Annotated in this window: 15 protein-coding genes and 1 pseudogene; 4 read left to right on the forward strand and 12 right to left on the reverse strand. The window is 67.4% G+C overall.

The genetic code is table 11. The features are described from left to right. Position 1 precedes the first annotated feature (1 nt). The 5 genes from CFB46_RS29790 to CFB46_RS29810 form a co-directional block, all read right to left on the reverse strand. A complete protein-coding gene (locus CFB46_RS29790) occupies positions 2 to 1,927 on the reverse strand; it encodes a (Fe-S)-binding protein (protein ID WP_027781319.1) in 1,926 nt (641 codons plus the stop codon). A 3-nt stretch (positions 1,928 to 1,930) separates the two neighbouring features. Beyond that, the gene (locus CFB46_RS29795) at positions 1,931 to 3,994 is read right to left on the reverse strand and encodes an NADH:flavin oxidoreductase (protein ID WP_027781320.1); all 2,064 of its coding nucleotides are present in this window, start codon (positions 3,992 to 3,994) and stop codon (positions 1,931 to 1,933) included. Positions 3,995 to 4,062: 68 nt separating this feature from the next. Beyond that, positions 4,063 to 4,596, reverse strand: a complete 534-nt coding sequence (locus CFB46_RS29800) for a DUF5943 domain-containing protein (protein ID WP_089502213.1) — start codon at positions 4,594 to 4,596, stop codon at positions 4,063 to 4,065. A 138-nt stretch (positions 4,597 to 4,734) separates the two neighbouring features. Then, positions 4,735 to 5,706: a dipeptidase gene (locus tag CFB46_RS29805; RefSeq protein WP_027781322.1), complete on the reverse strand. Its 972-nt coding sequence runs from the start codon at positions 5,704 to 5,706 to the stop codon at positions 4,735 to 4,737. A 37-nt stretch (positions 5,707 to 5,743) separates the two neighbouring features. Further along, on the reverse strand, positions 5,744 to 7,018 hold the full coding sequence (locus CFB46_RS29810; RefSeq protein WP_089502214.1) for a serine hydroxymethyltransferase: 1,275 nt from the start codon (positions 7,016 to 7,018) through the stop codon (positions 5,744 to 5,746). Positions 7,019 to 7,373: 355 nt separating this feature from the next. Here CFB46_RS29810 and CFB46_RS29820 point away from each other — a divergent pair, with 355 nt between their 5' ends. Beyond that, positions 7,374 to 8,489: a GlxA family transcriptional regulator gene (locus CFB46_RS29820; protein WP_089502216.1), complete on the forward strand. Its 1,116-nt coding sequence runs from the start codon at positions 7,374 to 7,376 to the stop codon at positions 8,487 to 8,489. 58 nt (positions 8,490 to 8,547) lie between these two features. Here the strand turns inward: CFB46_RS29820 and CFB46_RS29825 are convergent, their stop codons facing one another. After that, complete coding sequence (locus tag CFB46_RS29825) at positions 8,548 to 9,960, reverse strand: galactose-binding domain-containing protein (protein WP_089502217.1); 1,413 nt, start codon at positions 9,958 to 9,960, stop codon at positions 8,548 to 8,550. 268 nt (positions 9,961 to 10,228) lie between these two features. Here CFB46_RS29825 and CFB46_RS29830 point away from each other — a divergent pair, with 268 nt between their 5' ends. Further along, complete coding sequence (locus CFB46_RS29830; protein ID WP_089502218.1) at positions 10,229 to 11,650, forward strand: aminotransferase-like domain-containing protein; 1,422 nt, start codon at positions 10,229 to 10,231, stop codon at positions 11,648 to 11,650. A 140-nt stretch (positions 11,651 to 11,790) separates the two neighbouring features. On the opposite strand, the pseudogene CFB46_RS29835 reads toward CFB46_RS29830, so the two are convergent. Beyond that, positions 11,791 to 12,388 (reverse strand): annotated as a pseudogene (locus CFB46_RS29835) (RNA-guided endonuclease InsQ/TnpB family protein); the annotation flags it as partial. Positions 12,389 to 12,520: 132 nt separating this feature from the next. On the opposite strand from CFB46_RS29835, the gene CFB46_RS29840 reads away from it, so the two are divergent. Beyond that, on the forward strand, positions 12,521 to 13,279 hold the full coding sequence (locus tag CFB46_RS29840; RefSeq protein ID WP_089502219.1) for a hypothetical protein: 759 nt from the start codon (positions 12,521 to 12,523) through the stop codon (positions 13,277 to 13,279). 164 nt (positions 13,280 to 13,443) lie between these two features. Beyond that, positions 13,444 to 14,331: a DMT family transporter gene (locus CFB46_RS29845; RefSeq protein WP_027781329.1), complete on the forward strand. Its 888-nt coding sequence runs from the start codon at positions 13,444 to 13,446 to the stop codon at positions 14,329 to 14,331. Here the strand turns inward: CFB46_RS29845 and CFB46_RS29850 are convergent. The 5 genes from CFB46_RS29850 to CFB46_RS29875 form a co-directional block, all read right to left on the reverse strand. Further along, on the reverse strand, positions 14,320 to 15,234 hold the full coding sequence (locus tag CFB46_RS29850) for a LysR substrate-binding domain-containing protein (RefSeq protein ID WP_089502220.1): 915 nt from the start codon (positions 15,232 to 15,234) through the stop codon (positions 14,320 to 14,322). The two genes, CFB46_RS29845 and CFB46_RS29850, sit on opposite strands and share 12 nt — an antisense overlap. Before the next feature lie 183 nt (positions 15,235 to 15,417). Continuing rightward, positions 15,418 to 16,614: a formaldehyde dehydrogenase, glutathione-independent gene (gene fdhA / locus CFB46_RS29855; protein ID WP_027781331.1), complete on the reverse strand. Its 1,197-nt coding sequence runs from the start codon at positions 16,612 to 16,614 to the stop codon at positions 15,418 to 15,420. Positions 16,615 to 16,864: 250 nt separating this feature from the next. Further along, positions 16,865 to 18,055 (reverse strand): HlyD family secretion protein, encoded by a 1,191-nt coding sequence (locus CFB46_RS29865; RefSeq protein WP_089502222.1) that lies wholly within the window; start codon positions 18,053 to 18,055, stop codon positions 16,865 to 16,867. Then, positions 18,055 to 19,893, reverse strand: a complete 1,839-nt coding sequence (locus CFB46_RS29870; protein WP_089502419.1) for an efflux transporter outer membrane subunit — start codon at positions 19,891 to 19,893, stop codon at positions 18,055 to 18,057. The genes CFB46_RS29865 and CFB46_RS29870 overlap by 1 nt, the downstream gene beginning before the upstream one ends. 11 nt (positions 19,894 to 19,904) lie before the next feature. Continuing rightward, complete coding sequence (locus tag CFB46_RS29875) at positions 19,905 to 20,843, reverse strand: glycosyltransferase family 2 protein (RefSeq protein WP_089502223.1); 939 nt, start codon at positions 20,841 to 20,843, stop codon at positions 19,905 to 19,907. Between the last annotated feature and the right edge of the window lies 1 nt (position 20,844).

The raw sequence follows: 20,844 nt of genomic DNA on the forward strand, positions 1-20,844 counted from the left end.
TTCACTCCAGCGAGGCGGCGACGAGTTCGGCGACATCGAGCACGTCGGGGCGCGGGCCCACGACGCCTTCGAGCATGGCCGTGCAGTTCGGGCACGCAACCGCGACCACGTCCGCGCCGATCGTGCGCGCGTCGGCGATGCGGATGTCCGGGATGCGCTGCTTGCCCGGGATGTCGGTCAGCGGCGCACCGCCGCCACCGCCGCAGCAGCGGCCGCGCATGCCGTTGCGCTCCATCTCGACGACCTGGATGCCGATCGTCTTCAGCAGCTTGCGCGGCGCTTCCGTCTCGCCGTTGTAGCGGCCGAGGTAGCACGGATCGTGATAGGTCGTGCGTTTCTCCTGCAGCGCCTCGACGGCCTTCGGCACGATCTTGCCGCTGTCGGCCAGTTCGGCCAGATAGGTCGTGTGATGCTTGACCGTCACGCGCAACCCGAGCGCACGGTATTCGTTGCGCAGGCTGTGCATCACGTGCGGGTCGGCCGTCACGATCTGCTTGTACGACAGCGTGCCGAGCGTGCCGATCAGGCGCTTCGCCATCTGCTGGAACGTCGCTTCGTCGCCGAGCCGGCGGGCGACGTCGCCCGTGTCGGTCTCGGTCGAGCCGAGCACGGCGTAGTCGACGCCCGCCTTGTTCAGCACCTTCACGAAGGCGCGCAGCGTGCGCTGATAGCGCATGTCGAACGCGCCTTCGCCCGCGACGAACAGCACGTCGACCGGCTTGCCCGGTTGCGCGACGGGGGCGCTCAGGTCCACCGACCAGTCGTAACGTGCGGCCGTGTCGTAGCCGCCCATCGTGCCCGTCTCACGCAGGTTCGCGAGCACTTCCTGGCCCTTGCCGGGCACCGTGCCATGCACGAGGGTCTGGTTGCGGCGCATGTCGACGATCGCGTCCACATGCTCGATCAGCATCGGGCATTCCTGCACGCACGCGCGGCAGGTCGTGCAGGACCACAGCGTCTGCGCTTCGATCAGGCCCGACACGATCGGGCCGTTCGGCTCGCCGCGATGCTGGCCGACCGCGATGCCCGGCGACGGGCTGCCCGCGTACGCCGCATCGGTGCCGCCGGCCATCCCGACCACGAGATCCTGGATCAGCTTCTTCGGGTTCAGCGGCTGACCCGACGCGAACGCGGGGCACGCGGCTTCGCACTTGCCGCACTGCACGCAGGCGTCGAAGCTCAGCAGCTGGTTCCAGCGGAATTCGACCGGCTTCGCGACGCCGTACTCCTGATGCTCGATGTCCGGCAGCTTCAGCGCGGTCGGCGGCGTGGCCGTGCCGTTGCCGGTGAACGATTCGCGCGTCGCGGCGAAACGCTCCTGGCGCGGGTGGAACGCGAGGTGCAGCAGGCCGGCGATCGCATGCTTCATCGGGCCGCCCTTCGCGGCGCCGACCGTCATCGTGAACGCGCCGATGCCGATCAGCAGCGCGCAGAGCACCGCGAACGCACCCGACATCGCGCCGGTGGGCACCAGCATGAACAGCACGAGGCCGAGCGCGAACGAACCGAGCAGCCAGGGCAGCGTATTCCACGGGCCGCGCGACAGGCGCGCCGGCACGTCCTTCGCCGCGCGTCGGCGCCACACGAACACCGCGCCGACCAGCATCGCGAGCGCCGCGAGGAAGATCAGCTTGTCGAGCCACGGCGAGTAGATCGCGAGGCCGTAGTTGACGAACACCAGCGCGAGCGCGCCGATCGCGCCGCCGGCGGTCGCGACGTGGGTCTTCGCGATGTACGGATCGCGGGCGACCACGTGGTGCAGGTCGACGAAATAACGCTTCGGAATCGCGAACAGGTTCGCGACGCCGAACGAGCCCGGTGCCGTGGCGCGGCCCAGACGCCAGTACGACGAGCGCTTCGCGACCGCGAACGCGAGCCCCGCCACCGACAGCCACAACAGGACGGTAATGAGGAAGGACGGGTTCATCTTTTAGAAATCCTTCACGAGACGCAGCGAGTCGTAGATGGCCCCGTGGACGTTGTGCATCGAAATGCAGTCGCCGACACGGAACAGCAGGAAACGGCCGTTGCCGAGTTCTTCCGACAGGCACGGCTGCGGCTCGGCCGCGAACAGCGTGTGCGGATCGATCTGGCCGCGGTTCACCGATTCCGGCTTGAGCTTCCAGTACAGTTCGTCGTTCGGCGACGAACCGTTCTCGATCACCACCTGGTCGACGGCGCGCTCTTCCAGTTCTTCCGTGTACTCGTTGCGCAGCACGGCGATCATCTTGCCGTTCTCTTCGTAGACGCGATCGAGCATCGTGTTCGGCGTCGGAATCACGCCGAGTGCGTACAGGCGGCGATAGAAGATCGGGAACGTCGTGCCGCCGCAGTCGTCGGCCACCTTCACGTCCGGCGTGACGACCTCGACCTTCGAGCCGCGGCTCGCCATGAAGTCGGCCACGCCCGCGCCCGCGTGGGTGCTCACGCCGTCGAACAGCAGCACGTTCTGCTTCGGCTCGACCTTGCCGGTCAGGATGTCCCACGAGCTGACGGCGAGGCCTTCGGCCACGCCCCACGCCGGCACCTGCCACGTGAAGCTCGAGCCGCCCGTCGCGAGCACGACGATGTCCGGCTTCTCGGCCATGATCATCTTCTCGTCGGCGGCCACGCCGAGGCGCCGGTCGACGCCCAGACGCTTCGTTTCCATGTCGAACCAGCGGATGATCCCCGACATCTGCTCGCGCTGCGGCGCCTTCGCGGCGATCATCACCTGGCCGCCCACTTCCGCGTTCTTCTCGAACAGCACGACGTCGTGGCCGCGCAGCTTCGCGACGCGAGCGGCCTCGAGGCCCGCGGGGCCGGCGCCGACCACCACGACCTTGCGCTTCGGGCCGCGCGACTTCTCGATGATGTGCGGCATCGTCGCTTCGCGCGACGTCGCCGCGTTCTGGATGCACAGCACGTCGAGGCCGTTGTACTGGCGGTCGATACAGTAGTTCGCGCCGACGCACTGCTTGATTTCGTCCTCGCGGCCGTCGCGGATCTTGATCACCATGTGCGGATCGGCGATCTGCGCGCGCGTCATGCCGACCAGGTCGATCATGCCGTTCGCGAGCAGGCGCTCGGCCTGGCCCGCATCGCGGATGCTCTGCGCGTGCATCACCGGAATCTTCACGACCGACTTGATGCCCGCCGCGAGGTGCACGAACGGCTCCGGCGGCAATGCCATCGGCGGCATGCAGTTGGCGATCGTGTTGTGCGTATCGCCGCCCGACCCGACCACGCTCAGGTAGTCGATCAGGCCCGTCTCCGACATCGCCTGCGCGATTTCCTTCAGCGCTTCGTGATCGAGGCCGTCCTCGTGGAATTCGTCGCCGCACATGCGCAGGCCGACGCAGAAGTCCTTGCCGACCGCCTCGCGCACGGCCGTCAGCACTTCGATGCCGAAGCGCAGGCGGTTTTCGAGGCTGCCGCCCCATTCGTCGGTGCGATGGTTCGAACGCTTGCTCCAGAACTGGTCGATCAGGTGCTGGTGCGCGGCGGAGATTTCGATGCCGTCCATGCCGGCCGCCTTCACGCGCTTCGCGGCCGCCGCGAAATCGCCGATGATGCGGCGGATTTCCTCGATCTCGATGATCTTCGCGTTGCCGCGGTGCACCGGCTCGCGCACGCCCGACGGCGACATCAGATGCGGCCAGTGCTCACCGTGGAACGACGAGCGGCGACCCATGTGCGTCGCCTGGATCATGATCTTCGCGCCGTGCTTGTGCATCGTGTCGGCCAGCCGCGTAAGCGGATCGATGATCTTGTCGGTCGACAGGTTCACCGATTTCCACCAGCCCTGAGGGCTGTCGATCGATACCGGGCTCGAGCCGCCGCAGATGGCCAGGCCGACGCCACCCTTCGCCTTTTCTTCGTAGTAGCGGATATAGCGGTCGCCCGGCAGGCCGCCCGGCTCGGCATACACCTCCGCGTGCGCGGTGCTGACGATCCGGTTGCGCAGCGTCAGCTGGTTCAGCTGCATGGGTTTGAACAGGTGGGGATAACGCATCGCAGGCGACCTCTGGCGTTCGAATGTCTCGTGTTGCGGGTGTTGTTGTGTTTCAGTGAATCAATGCGTCAGTGCGCGATCGGCGACACTTCGAAGACGCAGTGATCGTGATGCTCGGCCGCACACTGCACTTCCTTCGATTGCGCGCGCGGCGCGTTCTTGCCTTCCGGCGTCGTGTCGTTGACCCAGTCCATCGCGCCCGCGAACCAGCCCGCGAACATGTAGCAGAGCTTGCCTTCCTTGCCCGGCTGCTGGAGCACGAACGACGAGTGGCGCAGTTCGATCTTCGCGCGGGCGCTGGCCGGATCGGCCTCGATGATCGAGAACAGGCCCCAGCCGCGTTGCGACAGGCGCTTCAGGTAGTGCTCGAACACGGCCATGCCGGTCAGGCCGTGCAGCTTCGCTTCCTTGTCGCACCAGTGGTAAGCGGACTTGTAGCCGGCCTTGTAGAGGATCTCGGCATACGCTTCGACGCCGAGCGCTTCCTCGACGGCGACGTGGTTGTTCGTGAAGAAGTGGCGCGGCACGTACAGCATCGGCAGCGCGTCGGTGGTCCAGACGCCGGTATCGGGATCGACGTTGATCGGCAGTTGCGGTTGCATCGTGGTGACTCCGTGAGGAAATTGGCCGCGCGGCTCAGTGCGCTGGCGCGACATCGTCCGCGCGCCCGCGCGGCGAGCGCGGGCACGTCCCGATTTTTTTATGTTGAAACGCGGGCGGCGGTTCTGCGGGCGCGGCGCTTACGCGCCCCACACGTCCTTGAACACGCGCACCCAGTTCTCGCCCATGATCTTGCGGATGCGCGACTCCTTCCAGCCGTGGCGTTCCATCGCGGCGGTCAGATTCGGGAATTCGCCGATCGTGCGGATACCTTCCGGGTTGATCACCTTGCCGAAGTTCGTCAGCTGGCGATAGCGGCCCTTGTCATGCGTGAGCATGTCGAAGAATTCCTTCGCGAAATCCTGCGTGAAGTCCGTGCCGATGCCGACCGCGTCTTCGCCGATCAGGTTCACGACGTAGTCGATCGCCTCGATGTAGTCGTCGATGTTCGCTTCGATCCCGCGCTTCAGGAACGGCGCGAACATCGTCACGCCGACGAAGCCGCCCGCATCGGCGATCTCCTTCAGCTGCGCGTCGCTCTTGTTGCGCGGATGCTCCTTCAGGCCCGACGGCAGGCAATGCGAGTAGCACACCGGCTTCTTCGAGAACGCGATCGCTTCCGACGACGTGTTGCCGCCCACATGCGACAGGTCGACCATGATGCCGACGCGGTTCATCTCGGTGATCACTTCGCGGCCGAAGTCCGACAGCCCGCCGTCGCGCTCGTAGCAGCCGGTGCCGACCAGGTTTTGCGTGTTGTAGCAAAGCTGCACGACGCGCACGCCCATGTCGTGGAACGCCTCGATGTAGCCGAGGTTGTCCTCGAACGCATGCGCGTTCTGGAAGCCGAGGATGATCCCGGTCTTGCCTTCCTTCTTCGCGCGGAAGATGTCGTCCGTCGTGCGCACGAGCGTCAGCAGCTCGCCGTTGTCGCGGATCTTCTTCTTCATCACGCCGATGTTGTCGACGGTCTTGGCGAAGTTCTCCCACACCGACACCGTGCAGTTCGCGGCCGTGATGCCGCCCTTGCGCATGTCCTCGAACACCGGCTTCTCGAACTTCGAGATGTTCAGTCCGTCGATGATGATGCTGTCCTGATGCAGCGTGCTCATATCTGCTCCCGCTCGTGTGGCTGTTCTGTGGGGTCGATCAGTAGATCGGGAAGCGCTCGCAGAGCGCGAAGATCTCGCGGCGCACGCGCTGTTCGGTTGCGGGATCGCCTTCCGGATTCGCACGCAGCGCGTCGAACACTTCGAGGATCAGGCGGCCGATCTCGCGGAACTCCGCGACGCCGAAGCCGCGCGTCGTGCCAGCCGGCGTGCCGAGACGAATGCCCGACGTGACGGTCGGCTTCTCGGTGTCGAACGGGATGCCGTTCTTGTTGCAGGTGATGCCCGCGCGTTCCAGCGCCTGCTCGACCGGCGCGCCCTTCAGGCCCTTCGGGCGCAGGTCGACCAGCAGCAGGTGGTTGTCGGTGCCGCCCGTGACGAGATCGACGCCGCCGGCCTTCAGCACTTCGCCGAGCGCCTGCGCGTTCGCGAGCACGTTGTCGATGTAGGTCTTGAAGTCCGCATGCAGCACTTCGCCGAACGCGACGGCCTTGCCGGCGATCACGTGCATCAGCGGGCCGCCCTGCAGGCCGGGGAACACGGCCGAGTTGATCTTCTTCGCGATGTCCTCGTCGTTGGTCAGCACGAAGCCGCCGCGCGGGCCGCGCAGCGTCTTGTGCGTGGTCGACGTGACGACGTGCGCGTGCTCGACAGGGTTCGCGTGGCGGCCCGCGGCGATTACGCCCGCGATGTGCGCCATGTCGACCATCAGCTTCGCGCCGACGCTGTCGGCGATCGCGCGAAAGCGTGCGAAGTCGAGCGCGCGCGGGTACGCCGAGAAGCCGGCGATGATGAGGTTCGGCTTGTGTTCGTGGGCAAGCGCCTCGACCTGGTCGTAATCGATCAGCAGCGTGTCGCGGTTCACGCCGTACTGGACGGCGTTGAACCACTTGCCCGACAGCGCCGGCTTCGCGCCGTGCGTCAGATGGCCGCCCGCGTCGAGCGACATGCCGAGCACCGTGTCGCCCGGCTTGGCCAGCGCGAGCATCACCGACCCGTTCGCCTGCGCACCCGAGTGCGGCTGCACGTTCGCGTAGCCGGCGTTGAAGATCTGCTTCACGCGTTCGATCGCGAGCGCCTCGACTTCATCGGCGAATTCGCAGCCGCCGTAGTAGCGCTTGCCGGGATAGCCTTCCGCGTACTTGTTGGTCAGTACCGAGCCCTGCGCCTCGAGCACGGCGCGCGACACGATGTTTTCCGACGCGATCAGCTCGACCTGCGACTGCTGACGCTCGAGTTCCTTGAGGATGGCGCTGCGCACCGGCGCGTCGCGCTCGGCAAGGGGCTGCGAGAAGAAAGGCTGGGTATTCGACATAGTGCGTCCGTGACGAAGAATAAAGGGCTGCAACCGAAGCTCGAGGCCCGCCGTGCCTGGGTTTCCTGCTCGTCCAGTGCGAGGCTGCCGACGGCTCTATTCTTGTCGTTCGGATTTTCGGCGGATTGATGAATTTAGACGCGTTCTTTGCCTTTTCCGCCATGCACGTCCGTTTTGTACAAGTGACCGGTCGTGCTTTTCGGGATGACCGCCCGAAACGGTGTCGATGGTTCACCTATGGACACGCACATCGCCAGTGCGTTTGCCGCACGTTCGAGTGCGACTTCTCCCGGATACGGTGCAGTGCAGCAACGGCCCGATGTCCAGACAACGTATGGAGCTAGGGTTTAGCCGTATGGCACGCTTGTTGCACTCGCTCACACAATATCGCAGCCCGATTCGTGCCCCGGGCCAAAAGCTATTAGAGATTCAAGGAACGCTCCCCATGTCGCCCGACCGCACAGCGTCGCTGTCCCACTTCGCGTTCATGCCTTTACCGAACTTCACGATGATCGCGTTCACCAATGCGATCGAGGTGCTTCGGATGGCGAACTATCTGAGCGGCCAGCCGCTCTACCGCTGGTCGGTGATCAGTCCGGACGGCGGCCCGGTCACGGCGAGCAACGGCCTCACGGTCGACACGGGGCCGGCCGAATGCGTGGGGCAGCCCGACATCGTGTTCGTATGCGGCGGCGTCGACGTGCAGCGCGCGACCACGCCCGCCCATCTGTCGACACTGCGCCGCTTCGCGCGCCTGGGGCTGCCGCTCGGCAGCCTGTGCACGGGCACCTATGCACTCGCGAAGTCGGGGCTGCTCGCGGGCTACGCGTGCGCGATCCACTGGGAGAACATGTCGGCGCTGAAGGAAGAGTTTCCGGACACGCGCTTCCTGAAGGAACTGTTCGTGATCGACCGCGATCGCATCACGTGCACGGGCGGCGTCGCGCCGCTCGACATGATGCTGAACCTGATCGCCGCGCGCGTCGGCACCGCGCGCGTCACGCAGATCGCCGAGCAGTTCATCGTCGAGCACGTGCGCGACACGAGCGCGCAGCAGCGCATGCCGCTCGTCGCACGCCTCGGCTCGGCGAACAAGTCGCTGTTCGAAGTGATCTCGCTGATGGAGAACAACATCGAGGAGCCGCTGTCGCGCGAGGAACTCGCGCGGCTCGCGAACATGTCGCAGCGGCAGTTGCAGCGCCTCTTCCGCGAGCATCTCGGGATGACGCCGACGCACTACTACCTGACGCTGCGGCTGCGCCGTGCGCGCGAGCTGCTGCTGCAGACCGACATGTCGATCATGCACATCACGATGGCGTGCGGCTTCCAGTCGGCATGCCACTTCAGCAAGAGCTATCGCGACGCATTCGGCGTCGCGCCGACGCGCGAGCGCCGCAAACAGGTCGCGCCGCTCGCGCAGGGTGCGGCGGCGGCCGGGCCGGCGTTTCCGGCGCATGTGCTGCATGCGTGAGGCTCGGAGTCCTTGAAGCAAAAAAAAGCGGCCTCGACGGCCGCTTTTCTGTTTGCATTTACGATCCCCACACCTGTATCTCGTCGAGCGAGTAACCCCACTGCGTCGCCCGCTTCGTGCCGAGCATCCGCACGTAACGACCCTGCCCCTTCAGGTTCGGCAACGTCACGTGCCCGTACGATACGCCGTTGGTCGTCGAGTAGATCGTCGTCCAGTTCGCGTTGTCGTTCGACGTCTGGATCTGGTAGACCAGCGCGCCCGCATCCCAGTACAGATCGATGCTGCTGATGGTCTTCGTCGCACCGAGATCGACGGAGATCCATTGCGGATCGACGCCCGCGCCTTCCGGCGAATCCCAGCGCGTGCTCGTCGTGTTGCCGTCGAACGCCTTGTCGGCCGTCAGCGACGCGTCGTAGCTCGCCGATGCGGCAGCCGGACGCCCTTGCGACAGCAGCATCAACTGCTTGGCGGCCGGGCCGCCGTAGTAGTTCGCGCCGAGCTTCGCCTTCGTCGCGTCCGCATTCACGCCGAACTGCGACAGGCTCCAGCGCTGGCCGGTCGTCACGTCGCCGACGTAAATCTGATAGCCGCCCGCCGTCGTCGACGAGAAAAAGAGGTAATTCGTACCACTGACAGGTGCCGGGTCCGAGTTGTTGCTCATGCAATCGTTGAGCGCCAGCGCGCTCGGCGTCGAGGCCGGATCGGCCGTCTTCGCATAGATCTGGTCCGCCCCGCCGCTGTCCTTCCAGCGTGCGTAGTACACCATGCCGTCCGCACGCACGATCGGGTAGTACGTCTGCAACCCGGCCGGACGATCGAACACGGCGATCGCACCGGTCGCGATCGTGCGCTTCATCAGCCCCATGTTCGAGCCGGTGCCGGTCGCGTAGTACACGGCGCTCGCGTCCGGCGCGAGGAACGGCATCGAGTATTCGGCGCCGGCCGGCGCGTTCGTCAGGCTCACGACCGACGTGAACACCGGGCCCGCGCTGGTGTACGACAGCGTCGCCTGCTTGACGTCGCCGTTCTGCTTGAACACGAGCGTCTTGCCGTCCGTGCTGAACTTCGGGTCTTCGTTGCGCGTGGCGCCCGTGCTGTTGGTCATGTTGACGGGCGGCGTGCCGGCGCCGAGCTGCAGCATGAACACGTTCCATGCGCCGTTGCTGATGCCCATGAACGCGAGCCACTTCCCGTCGGGGCTGAACACGCCGTTCATCGGATCGGTGATGCCCCACCCGCTCTTGCTGAGTTGCGTCAGCGTATGGGCCGAAAAATCGTACAGGAACAGCTGGCTCGTGCCGTCGCCGTACTTGACGTAGCTGTGATAGACGAGCTTGCCGGTCAGCGCGGCGGGGAACGTCGCGTTCGGCTGGGCGGCGGGATTGTTGACGCAGGCTGCGGCTGCCGCGCCGCTGAACAGGTTGAGGGCGATGCCGGCCACGAGGCCCGCGACGGTGGTCTTCAGTTTCACGCTGGATGCTTCCGGGTAGGGTAAGGACGCCGCTGACAAGGACCCGCGCGGCACGCGCGGGCGTCACGGATCCGCCGTCGGGCAGCGTGAATTCCGTATCGGTCGGACATCGGGAACAAAGCTTGCGGGAGCATGCCCGTTCGTCAGACGAAAGAACAGGATCAGAGCGCTCATAAAACATACGGATCAGCGATTTGGGGGCGCGCTTGAACGTGACGGCTGCCGTACTACTCTTTGTCATCTAGGTTCAACGGCCGGGAGGACACGCATGAAGCGTTATGCGGTGCTGGCCCAGACGATTGCCGACGCCATTCGGCGCGGCGATCTGGGGCCCGACGCGCGCATCCCCACCGTGCGCGCGGCATGCCGCGCGTATCGCGTGAGTCCGTCCACGGTATTTCGTGCGTACTACGCGCTCGAGAACGAGGGTCTGATCGTCGCACGGGCGCGCTCCGGTTATTTCGTTGCGAACCTCGCGGACAAGCACGTGCGGTTCGCCCGCGATCCGCCGCGCAAGCCCGACGCCGCGCAAACCGGCGGCGAAGATACGCTGTTCCGCCTGCTCGATTCGCTCAAATGCGACGACATCGTGCCGCTCGGCTCGGCATTCGCGAACTATTCGCTGTTCCCGATGAGCAGCCTGTGGCGTTACGTGGCGTCGGCCTCCCGCAACATGGACCGCACGAAACTGATCGCGGGCTTGCCGCCCGGTAACGAAGCGCTGCGCCGCCAGATCGCGTTGCGCTACCTGAACGCGGGCGCGTCGCTGCCGCTGGAGGAAATCGTCATCACGACGGGGGCGACCGAAGCGCTGACGCTCAGCCTGCAGGCGCTGACGCGCCCGGGCGACATCGTCGCGATCGAACGGCCGGCATTCCATGCGGTGCTGCAGGCCGTCCAGTGCCTGCACCTGAAGGCCGTCGAGATCCCGGTCGATCCGCGCACGGGCCTCGACCTCGACGCGCTCGCCGAGGCGCTCGACACGCATCCGGTGCGCGCGTGCTGGTTCATGACGTCGTTACACAACCCGACCGGCGCGACCCTGACCGACGAGCGCAAACGCGCGCTGATCGACCTGCTCACGTCCCGCGGCGTGCCGCTGATCGAGGACGACGTGTATGGCGAACTGCAGTTCGGCACGGCGCCCACGCGCCCGGCGAAACTGTACGACGACAGCGGGCTCGTCCTGCATTGCGGGTCGTTTTCGAAATGTCTCGCGCCCGGATTCCGGATCGGCTGGGTCGCGGCCGGCCGCTTCGTGCGGCAGATCTGCCAGGCCAAGGGCATGAGCGCGCCGGCCGCCGACGTACCGGCGCAGATGGCGATCTCGAGCTATCTGCGCGACGGCGCGTACGACCGTTTCCTGCGCAAGCTGCGACGCAATCTCGCCGCGCACCAGGCACAGATGCTCTCGGCCGTGCGCGCGTACTTTCCGGCCGACACCGAAGTGTTCGCGCCGCGCGGCGGGTATTTTCTGTGGATTGAACTTCCGCCGCACATGGATGCGATGCACCTGTTCGACGAGGCGATTGAAAACGGCGTCAGCATCGCGCCCGGGCCGATCTTCTCCGCGACCGGCGGCTTCCGCCGCTATTTGCGGCTCAACTACGGGCGGCCATGGACACCGGCCGTCGAACGCGCGCTGGAGACGCTCGGCACGCTCGCGGCCCGGCAGCGACACGGCGGGTAGTACGAAATGTGCGGAACACAACGCGCGACATGTACTTGCGTTTCGCGCGCGAACGACCAAAAATTAAGCGGCAGGCCGTTGCGGACGAACGGATTCCACGCGTCCGATGTTATGGAGAATCACTTGACGTCCTCCTCTCCCTAAAAGGAGAGGATTCCCACACCTGGCGATGCACGTCCGCATCGGAGAATGTTCAACGCAGCGTTGGTATCTCGATCATGCTCGACACCACAGTCACTGCAGGCCCATTCTCTTACTCGCAGTCCCGCGATACCTTTCGGCCGCGCCGTGCTGTCTTGCGACCCGCACGCCGAACAGGACTGGGTCGAACCCCTTTCGTCGACTTCCTCGAACGTGGCCCCGTGCGCCATCGCCTTGTAACGGAGCTTGTTTCGGAAGGACGACCACGATGCGTCGTAGACGCTCTTCGCCATTCTGGTTCTGGCGAGCTTCGCGGCCGACACGTTGCCGACCGCGATGTAATCGAAACGCCGCACCAGATCGAGCGCGACCTTGTGTTGGAAATCGGCACGGGCATTGGCCACCTTGGCGTGCAGCTTCGCGATATGCCGCTTGTGCTTTCGCGCTCGCTGCGCGTTCGCCAGCTTTTCCGCCGCTCGTCGACCGAACCGATCGTTAGGCAGCTTCTCGCCGGTCGAAAGTGTCGCGAAGTCTTTCAGGCCGAGATCGATGCCGACGCCGGAACGAATCGGGGCGGGCCTGCACATCGGGCATCTCGCGAAGCTGCCTGTCAACTGCACGCCTTTCCTTCCCGCCATCAATGGCGGGGCCTCTCGGAGCAAATGATGAACACCGCATGCGAACGACCGCCGATGTATAGCCCGACGATGCCGCCCGCCGGTCGCTGACATGCGCGTCCTGCCCAATCGAAGCGTCCGCGCGCGCGATGCCTGGCGCGCCGTGCTGAATGCGCGCGCCGAATCGCGACACGCCACGTGCTGCCGCTGCAGGGAATGCGGCTTCGTGGCGTTCCGCGCGCTCGAGCACTGCCCCGTCTGCGGTCAGTGGAACTGGCCGTTCGAGCCGATCAGCCACACGCCGGCCGACGCGCACGCCACGCGCGCGCCGCGATCGTTCCACACATGGTCGTCGCGCGTCGCCCGCGCGCTGCGCAACGCGGCTTTCCAGCGGCCTCGCGCGTCGAGCGCACCGATTCTCAGCATCCTCACGCTCGTGCTGCTGGTCGGCGGCTACGTGACGGTCGACCAGACCTGCAAGGCCGACCCCGTTTGTCGCGGCTCCGGTGCACCGGCTGCTGTCGCGACAGAAGCCGCACTGCCCGCGTCGAATGATCCATTCCTGCCGGTCGTGCCGACGCCCCTCTACCCATTTCATTCGCCTGATGAAACGCAAGTGGCGGCCAATCCGCAACAGGACACCCCAGTCGCCGCCAAACCCGCGCGCAGGATGGCGGTGGCGCAAGCCGCGCCGTCGGTGCGCGCGCCCGACCGCACGCGCAACGGCTCAGTCCGCGTGGCCGACTGGAAAGGCGGCCGCGACACCGCCTATCGCACGCGCGCAATCCGCCGCGTCAGCCTGCACACCGGGCGCGCCCGCCGCGCCGCGGCCAGCAACGCCGAACTCGCGAAGCTCTATCGCGGCCACTGAGCGCGCGGTCCAGGCCCGCGCGCCCGTCGATTCAATTTTCTAAACCGCCCGTCACAAAACCTCGTTTGTGTCGCGACGCACGTATGACGTTCAATGGATCATTCCCCCGCGCCGGCGCGTCTCGCCCGCCGGCCGCTCGCCGATCCACCGAACGGAGTCTGTCGATGAATGCACTGCAGCTCGTGACCCTGGCTGCCATCTGGGGCGCGTCCTTCCTGTTCATGCGCATGGGTGCGCCGGAATTCGGCGTCATCCCGCTGATCGCGCTGCGTGTCGCGATCGCGGCGGTGCTGTTGTCGCCGGTGCTGCGCAACGCGCAGGCGCGGCAGGAATTCCGCGCGCATGTCGTACCGCTGTTCGTCGTCGGCATCGCGAACTCGGCGCTGCCGTTCTGCCTGCTGACGTACGCGGCCCTGTTCGTGACGGCCGGCACCGATTCGATCCTGAATGCGACGACGCCGCTATGGACCGCGATCGTCGCGTACGTGTGGCTGCGCACGCCGCTGACGAAACCGCAGGCAGTCGGCCTCGCGCTGGGCTTCGCCGGCGTCGTCGTGCTCGCCGGCTCGGCGCTCGGCGCCGGCACGCCCGGCGCGCCGGGCGCCATCGCCGCCGCGATGCTCGCGACACTGTCGTACGGGTTCGCCGCGCACTACTCGAAGCGCAAGCTCGCGAACGTGCGGCCGTTCGTATCGGCGTTCGGCAGCCAGTTGTTCGCGGCCGTCGCACTCGTGCCGCTCGCGCTGCCGATGTGGCCGCAGGGCCCCGTGCACGCGTCCGCGTGGATCGCGGTGGTGCTGCTCGGCGCGATCTGCACGGCAGTGGCCTACCTGCTGTATTTCGGGCTGCTCCGCAGCGCGGGCGCGCAATACGCGGCGTCGGTCACGTTCCTGATTCCGGTGTTCGGCGTGGTGTGGGGCGCGATCTTCCTGCACGAGACGATCACCGTGCAGACGCTCGCCGGGTGCGCGATCATCCTGCTCGGCACCGCGCTCGCGACCGGCAAGCTCAAGGGTTTCGCCACGGCCGCGGTGCGCGGGTCACGCCAGTAGATCGGGCGAATCGCGAGCCTCACCGCCGATCTCCCGGGCCAGCCAGTCGCGGAACGCGGCGATCTTCCACTCGTGCCGGCGCGCTTCGCTGCACACGACGTAATAAGACAGTTCGGTCGGCCAGGGCCGCGCGAGCACGCGAACCAGCCGCCCGGCCGCGACTTCGTCGCGCGCGTAGATGTCGCGCACCAGCGCGATGCCCTGGCCGGCGGCCGCGGCCTTGATCAGCAACGCATCCTCGCTGAAGCTCGCGCCGCGCGGCGCACGCGCATCCTCGATGTCCTGCGCGCGCAGCCACAGCACCCAGTCGGCGCGGTCGGCGTCCTGCAGCAGCGGGTACGACAGGCAGTCGGCGGGCGCGTCGATCGGGCGCGCGGGATCGAGCAGCCGCGGGCTGCACACGGGCCACAGTTCCGGCGTCCAGATGCGGAACGACGCGTGCCCGGGATAGCGGCCGAGGCCGTGCCGGATCGCGACGTCGACGTAGTCGCGGCGCAGATCGACCAGTTGCGCGCGCGTCTCGACGGTGATTTCGATTTCGGGGTACGCGGCGTTGAACGAGCCGAGCCGCTGCACGAGCCACGTGTTCGCGAACGACGCGGTGGTCGTCACCGCGAGGCGGACGATGCGCCGGTTCGCGCCGTGCACGTTCGACCACGCGGCCTCGATCTCGTTGAAGCCGCCGGCGAGCTGGTCGAACAGCGCGCGGCCGGTGCCGGTCAGCTCGAGTTCACGGCCGGTGCGCTCGAACAGCCGCACGGCGAGGCGATCCTCGAGATTGCGGACGTGCTGGCTGACGGCGCCCGGCGAAATGCAGAGCAGGTCGGCCGCCTGCTTCATGCTGCCGCAACGCGCCACTTCGACGAACGTGTGCAACGCGGCGAGGGGAAGTGACTTGGCCATCCGGGATCGCCGCCTCACGGCGGTGGAGGGTTCGGGAACGGGCGATGATTATCGCAGCAATCGCGCGCGGCCGGGATCGGGGTTCGCCGCGTTGCCCTGCCCCGCCGTCGCTCCCGCAACGAAAACGGGCGGCCCGTTTCCGGAACCGCCCGCTTCGTGCCGCGCGTGTCGAACGCTAGCGCATCACGCCGCCAGCAACCCGTGCGGGTCGATGACGAATTTGCGCGGCGCGCCGCCGTCGAACTTCTTGTAGCCTTCCGGCGCCTGGTCGAGCGAGATCACTTCGACGTTGACGATCTTCGCGATCGGCAGCCGGTCGAACAGGATCGCCTGCATCAGGTTGCGGTTGTACTTCAGCACCGGCGTCTGGCCCGTGAAGAACGAATGCGACTTCGCCCAGCCGAGGCCGAAGCGGATGCTCAGGCTGCCGTGCTGCGCGGCCTTGTCCTTCGCGCCCGGATCGTCCGTCACGTACAGGCCCGGGATGCCGATCGCGCCGGCCGGGCGCGTGATTTCCATCAGCGAGTTCAGCACCGTCGCGGGTGCTTCCTCCGAATGGCCCGACGAGCCGTGGCCGTGCGCCTCGAAGCCGACGCAGTCGACCGCGCAGTCGATCTCCGGCACGCCGAGAATCTGCTCGATCTGCTCGCCGAGCGACGCGTCCTTCGACAGGTCGACCGTCTCGAATCCCATCGCCCGTGCGTGCGCGAGGCGCTCCGCGTTCATGTCGCCGACGATCGTCACGGCCGCGCCGAGCAGGCGCGCCGATGCGGCCGCCGCCATCCCGACCGGGCCCGCGCCCGCGATGTAGACCGTCGAACCGGGCTTCACGCCGGCGCTGACCGCGCCGTGATAACCGGTCGGCAGAATGTCGGACAGGCAGGTCAGATCGCGGATCTTCGCCATCGCCTGGTCGCGATCCGGGAATTTCAGCAGGTTGAAATCGGCATACGGCACGAGCACGTACTCGGCCTGGCCGCCGATCCAGCCGCCCATGTCGACGTAGCCGTACGCGCCGCCGGCACGCGACGGGTTCACGTTCAGGCATACGCCCGTATGCGTGTCCTTGCACATCGCGCAGCGGCCGCACGCGACGTTGAACGGCACCGACACGAGATCGCCGATCTTCAGCGTCTCGACGTCGCGGCCCACTTCGACCACTTCGCCGGTGATCTCGTGACCGAGCACGAGGCCGACCGGCGCGGTCGTACGGCCGCGCACCATGTGCTGGTCGGAGCCGCAGATGTTCGTGCTGACCACTTTCAGGATCACGCCGTGGCCGATCGCGCGGCCGCTCGGGTCGACCATCTTCGGATAATCGATTTTCTGGACTTCGACCTGGCCCGGTCCAAGATAGACGACACCTCGATTGCTGCTCATCGTATTGTCTCCATGTCTCGTTGGATGGCGCCGCGGCGCGCCGACTCTTGCGGCGCACGCGCAACGTGCTGTTCGAGAGTAGTCCCGGAGGCAGGGGCGCCGATGTCTCAAACGCGACATACGTTTGATCGGCGCCGACATCGATGGCGGAAATACGAAGGTCGGACGAGAAACGACGGGACGCCCCGCAGGCGAGATGCACCGGGGTCGGACCGCCCTTGGCGGCCGGCCCTTGGCGCGACGGCAGGCGCTACCCGCCCTGATTTTCGCGGATGATCGCGGCGGCAGCCGCTTCCGCATCGCTCGCGACGCCGTCGTGCACGCGCGTACCGACGGCCGGCGTCGGCGGCTCGCTGTCGAGTGCGTGGCCATTGCGGTCATGCGTGTCGACCGTCGCGCGCATCGACAGCCCGACGCGCAGCGGATGCGCGGCGAGATCGCGCGGATCGATCGCGATCACGACCGGCACGCGCTGCACGACCTTGATCCAGTTGCCGGCCGCGTTCTGCGACGGCAACATCGAGAACGCGCTGCCCGTGCCCGCCGAGAAGCCCTGCACGCGGCCGCGATAGGCGATGCGCGAGCCGTAGAGATCCGACACGACCTCGACCGGCTGCCCGACGCGCATGTGGCGAATCTGCCCTTCCTTGAAATTCGCCTCGACCCACAGCCGGTCGAGCTGCACGATCGACATCAGCGGCACGCCGGGCCCGACCTGCTGGCCGACCTGCACCGAGCGCTGCCCGATGGTGCCGTCGACGGGCGCGACGATCGTCGTGCGCTTCAGGTTCCGGTACGCGAGCTTGAACTGCGCGGCCGCCTGCACGACGGCCGGGCTTTCGTCGATGGGCAGCTTGCCGCCGAGCGCGCGCGCCGCATCGAGTTGCGCCTGCGCGGCCGCGAGGTTCGCCTGCGCGCCGGCCACGGCCGCACGGGCCCGCGCCAGTTCTTCCGGCGCGACGATCTCGACCGACGCGCCCGAACGCGCGGCGAGCGCGCGCTGCGCCAGCGACAGGTCGGCGCGCCGCGCATTCACGGCCTCGACGTACATCGTGTTCGAAATCCTCGCGTTCGCGACCTGGCGCACGGCCTGTGCGAGCTGCGCCTTCGCCTGCGCGAACGCGACCGACGCCTCGGTGTCGTCGAGCCGCACGAGCGTCTGTCCGGCGCGCACGGCCTGCGTATCGGCGACCACCACGTCGGTCACGGCGCCCGGGATCTGCGCGGCGACCTGCACGATGCTGCCCGCGACGTACGCGTCGTCGGTGTCTTCGTCATAGCGGTCGCTCAACAACCAATATGCGGTCCACGCGATCGCGGCCAGCAGCACGATCGCGAAGAACACGGTGAAGCGCTTGCGGCGCGTCGCGCGGCGTGCATCGATTGCCGGGTCTTTCAGTGCGGCCGGCGGTGCGGCGGAATGAAGGTTGTCGTGGTGCATCAGTCGCTTTGCGTAACGATCAGACGATCGTGCTGGAAGACGGGAATCGCGGGCATCGGCGACGCGCCCCGCGTCGGGATCGCCGAGGCCGTGTGCGCGAGAACGGGCGTGCCGCGAGGCGACGCGTCGGGTTGGGTCGCGCCGATCGTCGACGGGCGCGCCGTGTCGTCGCGCCGTGCGGATTCACGCGCGGGCGCGATCGTCGTGGCGGCCGCCGGCGACATTGCAGTGCTTTCCGCAGGCGAGCCGTTCGACGGGCCGGCCACCGCCGCGCGATTCGCGGCCACGGCAGCCGCCGCCCCGCGCCTGGCCGCCCCGCCGCGCGCTCGATGCACGGGTGGCGTCTGCGCCTGCGCCATCGTTGCGCCCGCATCGAACCCGCCGCCCAGCGCGCCGATCAGCCCCACGCGCAACGTCCGCTGCTTGCCGAGCAACGCGATCATCTGCGCGCGCTCGTCGATCAGCGTGAGATCCGCGACATCGACGTCCTTCTGCATCAGCACGCCGCGTCGATGCCGATCCGCCGCGATCTGCACGATCTTCTGCGCGGCCGCGACCGCGTCCTGCTGCTGTGCGACGAGCGTCTGCGACGTCTGCAGCGACGTGACGAGTTGCGCGACCTGCCCGAGCGCATCGTCGACGGTCTTGTTGTACAGCCCGATCGCGACGTCGGCCTGCGCCACATCGGCGCCGAGCTTCGCCTTCAGCCGGCCGCGATCGAAGATCGGCAGCGAAATCGCCGGGCCGACGGAGCCGGCGAGCGAATCGCGAGAGAACAGCGACGCGGGCGTCAACGCGAACACGCCGCCGAGCGCGACGAGGTTCACGTCCGGGTAGAACTGCGCGCGCGTCGAGTCGGCATTCGCGAACGCGGCTTCGACCCGCAGCCGCGCGGCGACGATGTCGGGCCGACGGCCAAGAAGATCGGCCGGCAGCCGGGCGGGCACCGCGCCGCCCGCGAACGCGCCGACGCGCGGCCGCTGCAGCGCGAGCCCGCGCTCCGGGCCGCGGCCCGACAGCACGCCGAGTTGCAGTTGCGCGAGCTTGATCTGCTCGTCGTTCAGCGCGATCTGTTCGAGCAGGCGGCTGCGCTTGATCGACGCATCGCTCGCGTCGTACGCGTTGTCGAGGCCGCGCGCGGTGCGCTCGCGCAGCACGGCCGTCACGCGCTGGCTGATCTTCAGTTTCTGCTGCAACAGGTCGCGTACCGCGTACGCCTGGTCGAGCTGGCAATACACGGTGACGATCGCGACGGCGAGCGTCAGCCGGACCTGCTCGGCCTCCACGCCGGCCGCGTCGCGCAACGACATCAGGCTCTTGGTCGCGGCGCGGTTCTTGCCCCACAGGTCGAGCTGGTAGTTCAGACCGACGAAGATCGACGACGGCGACACGTTCGGATCGCCGAAAATCTGCACCGGCACGCGATAGCCGCCGGCCGTGACGTCGGCGATGTCGCCGGGCTTCGGCATCCGTGCGCGGCTGATCGTCGCGCCGGCCGTGCCCGTCAGACCGGTCAGCGAATCGAACTGTTGAAGCTGCGCCTGCACGATCCGCAGGCGCGCCTGCGCGACCTGCACATCGGGGCTGTTCCGCGACGCCTCGGCGACCAGGTCGTCGAGTTGCGGATCCTGGAGCTGCTTCACCCAGTCGGGCGCCGGCCACGCGCCGTTCGCGCCCGGGCCGACGGTATGCGCGAGCGCATCGTCGGCCGGCGCGCGCAGCGACAGCTCCGGCAGGAAACCCGACGGCACGCATCCGCCCAGTGCGAGCATTGCCGCGGCCGCCGCGATCAACCAGCCGCCCTTGACGCCACGCGCTGAACCCGCCGCTTGTTTCATCCGCCGCATCGTCACCCCTGTCGAATGCTCTGCGTGCGCGCGGCCAGACGCGGCCGCGTGCGCTCGAGCGGGCCGAGCCGGCCGAACAGGCCATCCGCGACGCCGAACAGGATGCCGGCCAGCTTCGCGCGCTTGTCGCGCTCGACGAGCGCGATCTGCACGATCTGCCACACGGTCAGCAGGTTCGGCACGAGCGCCACCGGAAAGCGCAGCCCGTACTGCATGCCGAGCTGCACCGCATTGCGCGCGCTGTAGTAGCGCCGCTGCCACGAATGATTCATCGAGGTCATTTCAAAAGGGCCGATCGCATGCCGCCGTTTCGCGCCGATCCGGTGCGGCAGCACCAGCGACGGCACGACATAGAGCGGCACGTTGCGCGACAGTGCGCGGAAACTGTATTCGGTGTCGACGTGATCGATGAACAGCGTCTCGTCGAAACGGCCGAGCACGTCGAACGCTTCGCGCGACACGACGCAGCCCGACGAGATCAGGAAGGCGCAGCGCTGCATCGGCGTGCCCGGTTCGATGCGCAGGCGGCGCAAGCCGATGCCGTTCGTCGCGAGTTCGGGCAGGAAGGTGCGCGCGTTCTCGTCGAAGATGCGCGGGCCTGCGAGGAACGCGTGCCCCGCGCGTCCCGCGCAGACCTCGCGCATCGTCGGGAAATACGCGGCCGGCACCGACGAATCCTGGTCGAACAGCGCGACCGCGTCGACGCGGTCGCGAAACAGCGCCGCGAGCCCCGCGTTGTACGCGCCCGCGATACCGCCGCGATTGCCGTGATGCAGCAACACGATGCCTTCGCGCGCGCACAGCGCGCGGGCCCGCTCATCGGGCTGCGGCGTGTTGTCGACGACGAGCAGCGCGTCGCACGCGTGCCGCCATCCGCGCAGCGCGTCGAGCTGCGCGTCGCTCGGGTGATACAGGATCACGAGTGCGCCGAGTGTCGTCATG

Source organism: Burkholderia sp. HI2761 (genome assembly GCF_002223355.1).
In the GTDB taxonomy this organism is placed as follows: Bacteria; Pseudomonadota; Gammaproteobacteria; order Burkholderiales; family Burkholderiaceae; genus Burkholderia.

Bases quoted from the DNA above. Each gene is read 5' to 3' on its own strand.
- CFB46_RS29800 (WP_089502213.1), bottom strand. From the start codon at position 4,596: ATGCAACCGCAACTGCCGATCAACGTCGATCCCGATACCGGCGTCTGG.
- CFB46_RS29865 (WP_089502222.1), bottom strand. From the start codon at position 18,055: ATGCACCACGACAACCTTCATTCCGCCGCACCGCCGGCCGCACTGAAA.
- fdhA (WP_027781331.1), bottom strand. From the start codon at position 16,614: ATGAGCAGCAATCGAGGTGTCGTCTATCTTGGACCGGGCCAGGTCGAA.
- CFB46_RS29790 (WP_027781319.1), bottom strand. From the start codon at position 1,927: ATGAACCCGTCCTTCCTCATTACCGTCCTGTTGTGGCTGTCGGTGGCG.
- CFB46_RS29850 (WP_089502220.1), bottom strand. From the start codon at position 15,234: ATGGCCAAGTCACTTCCCCTCGCCGCGTTGCACACGTTCGTCGAAGTG.
- CFB46_RS29805 (WP_027781322.1), bottom strand. From the start codon at position 5,706: ATGAGCACGCTGCATCAGGACAGCATCATCATCGACGGACTGAACATC.
- CFB46_RS29845 (WP_027781329.1), top strand. From the start codon at position 13,444: ATGAATGCACTGCAGCTCGTGACCCTGGCTGCCATCTGGGGCGCGTCC.
- CFB46_RS29875 (WP_089502223.1), bottom strand. From the start codon at position 20,843: ATGACGACACTCGGCGCACTCGTGATCCTGTATCACCCGAGCGACGCG.
- CFB46_RS29820 (WP_089502216.1), top strand. From the start codon at position 7,374: ATGGCACGCTTGTTGCACTCGCTCACACAATATCGCAGCCCGATTCGT.
- CFB46_RS29870 (WP_089502419.1), bottom strand. From the start codon at position 19,893: ATGAAACAAGCGGCGGGTTCAGCGCGTGGCGTCAAGGGCGGCTGGTTG.
- CFB46_RS29810 (WP_089502214.1), bottom strand. From the start codon at position 7,018: ATGTCGAATACCCAGCCTTTCTTCTCGCAGCCCCTTGCCGAGCGCGAC.
- CFB46_RS29840 (WP_089502219.1), top strand. From the start codon at position 12,521: ATGCGCGTCCTGCCCAATCGAAGCGTCCGCGCGCGCGATGCCTGGCGC.
- CFB46_RS29830 (WP_089502218.1), top strand. From the start codon at position 10,229: ATGAAGCGTTATGCGGTGCTGGCCCAGACGATTGCCGACGCCATTCGG.
- CFB46_RS29795 (WP_027781320.1), bottom strand. From the start codon at position 3,994: ATGCGTTATCCCCACCTGTTCAAACCCATGCAGCTGAACCAGCTGACG.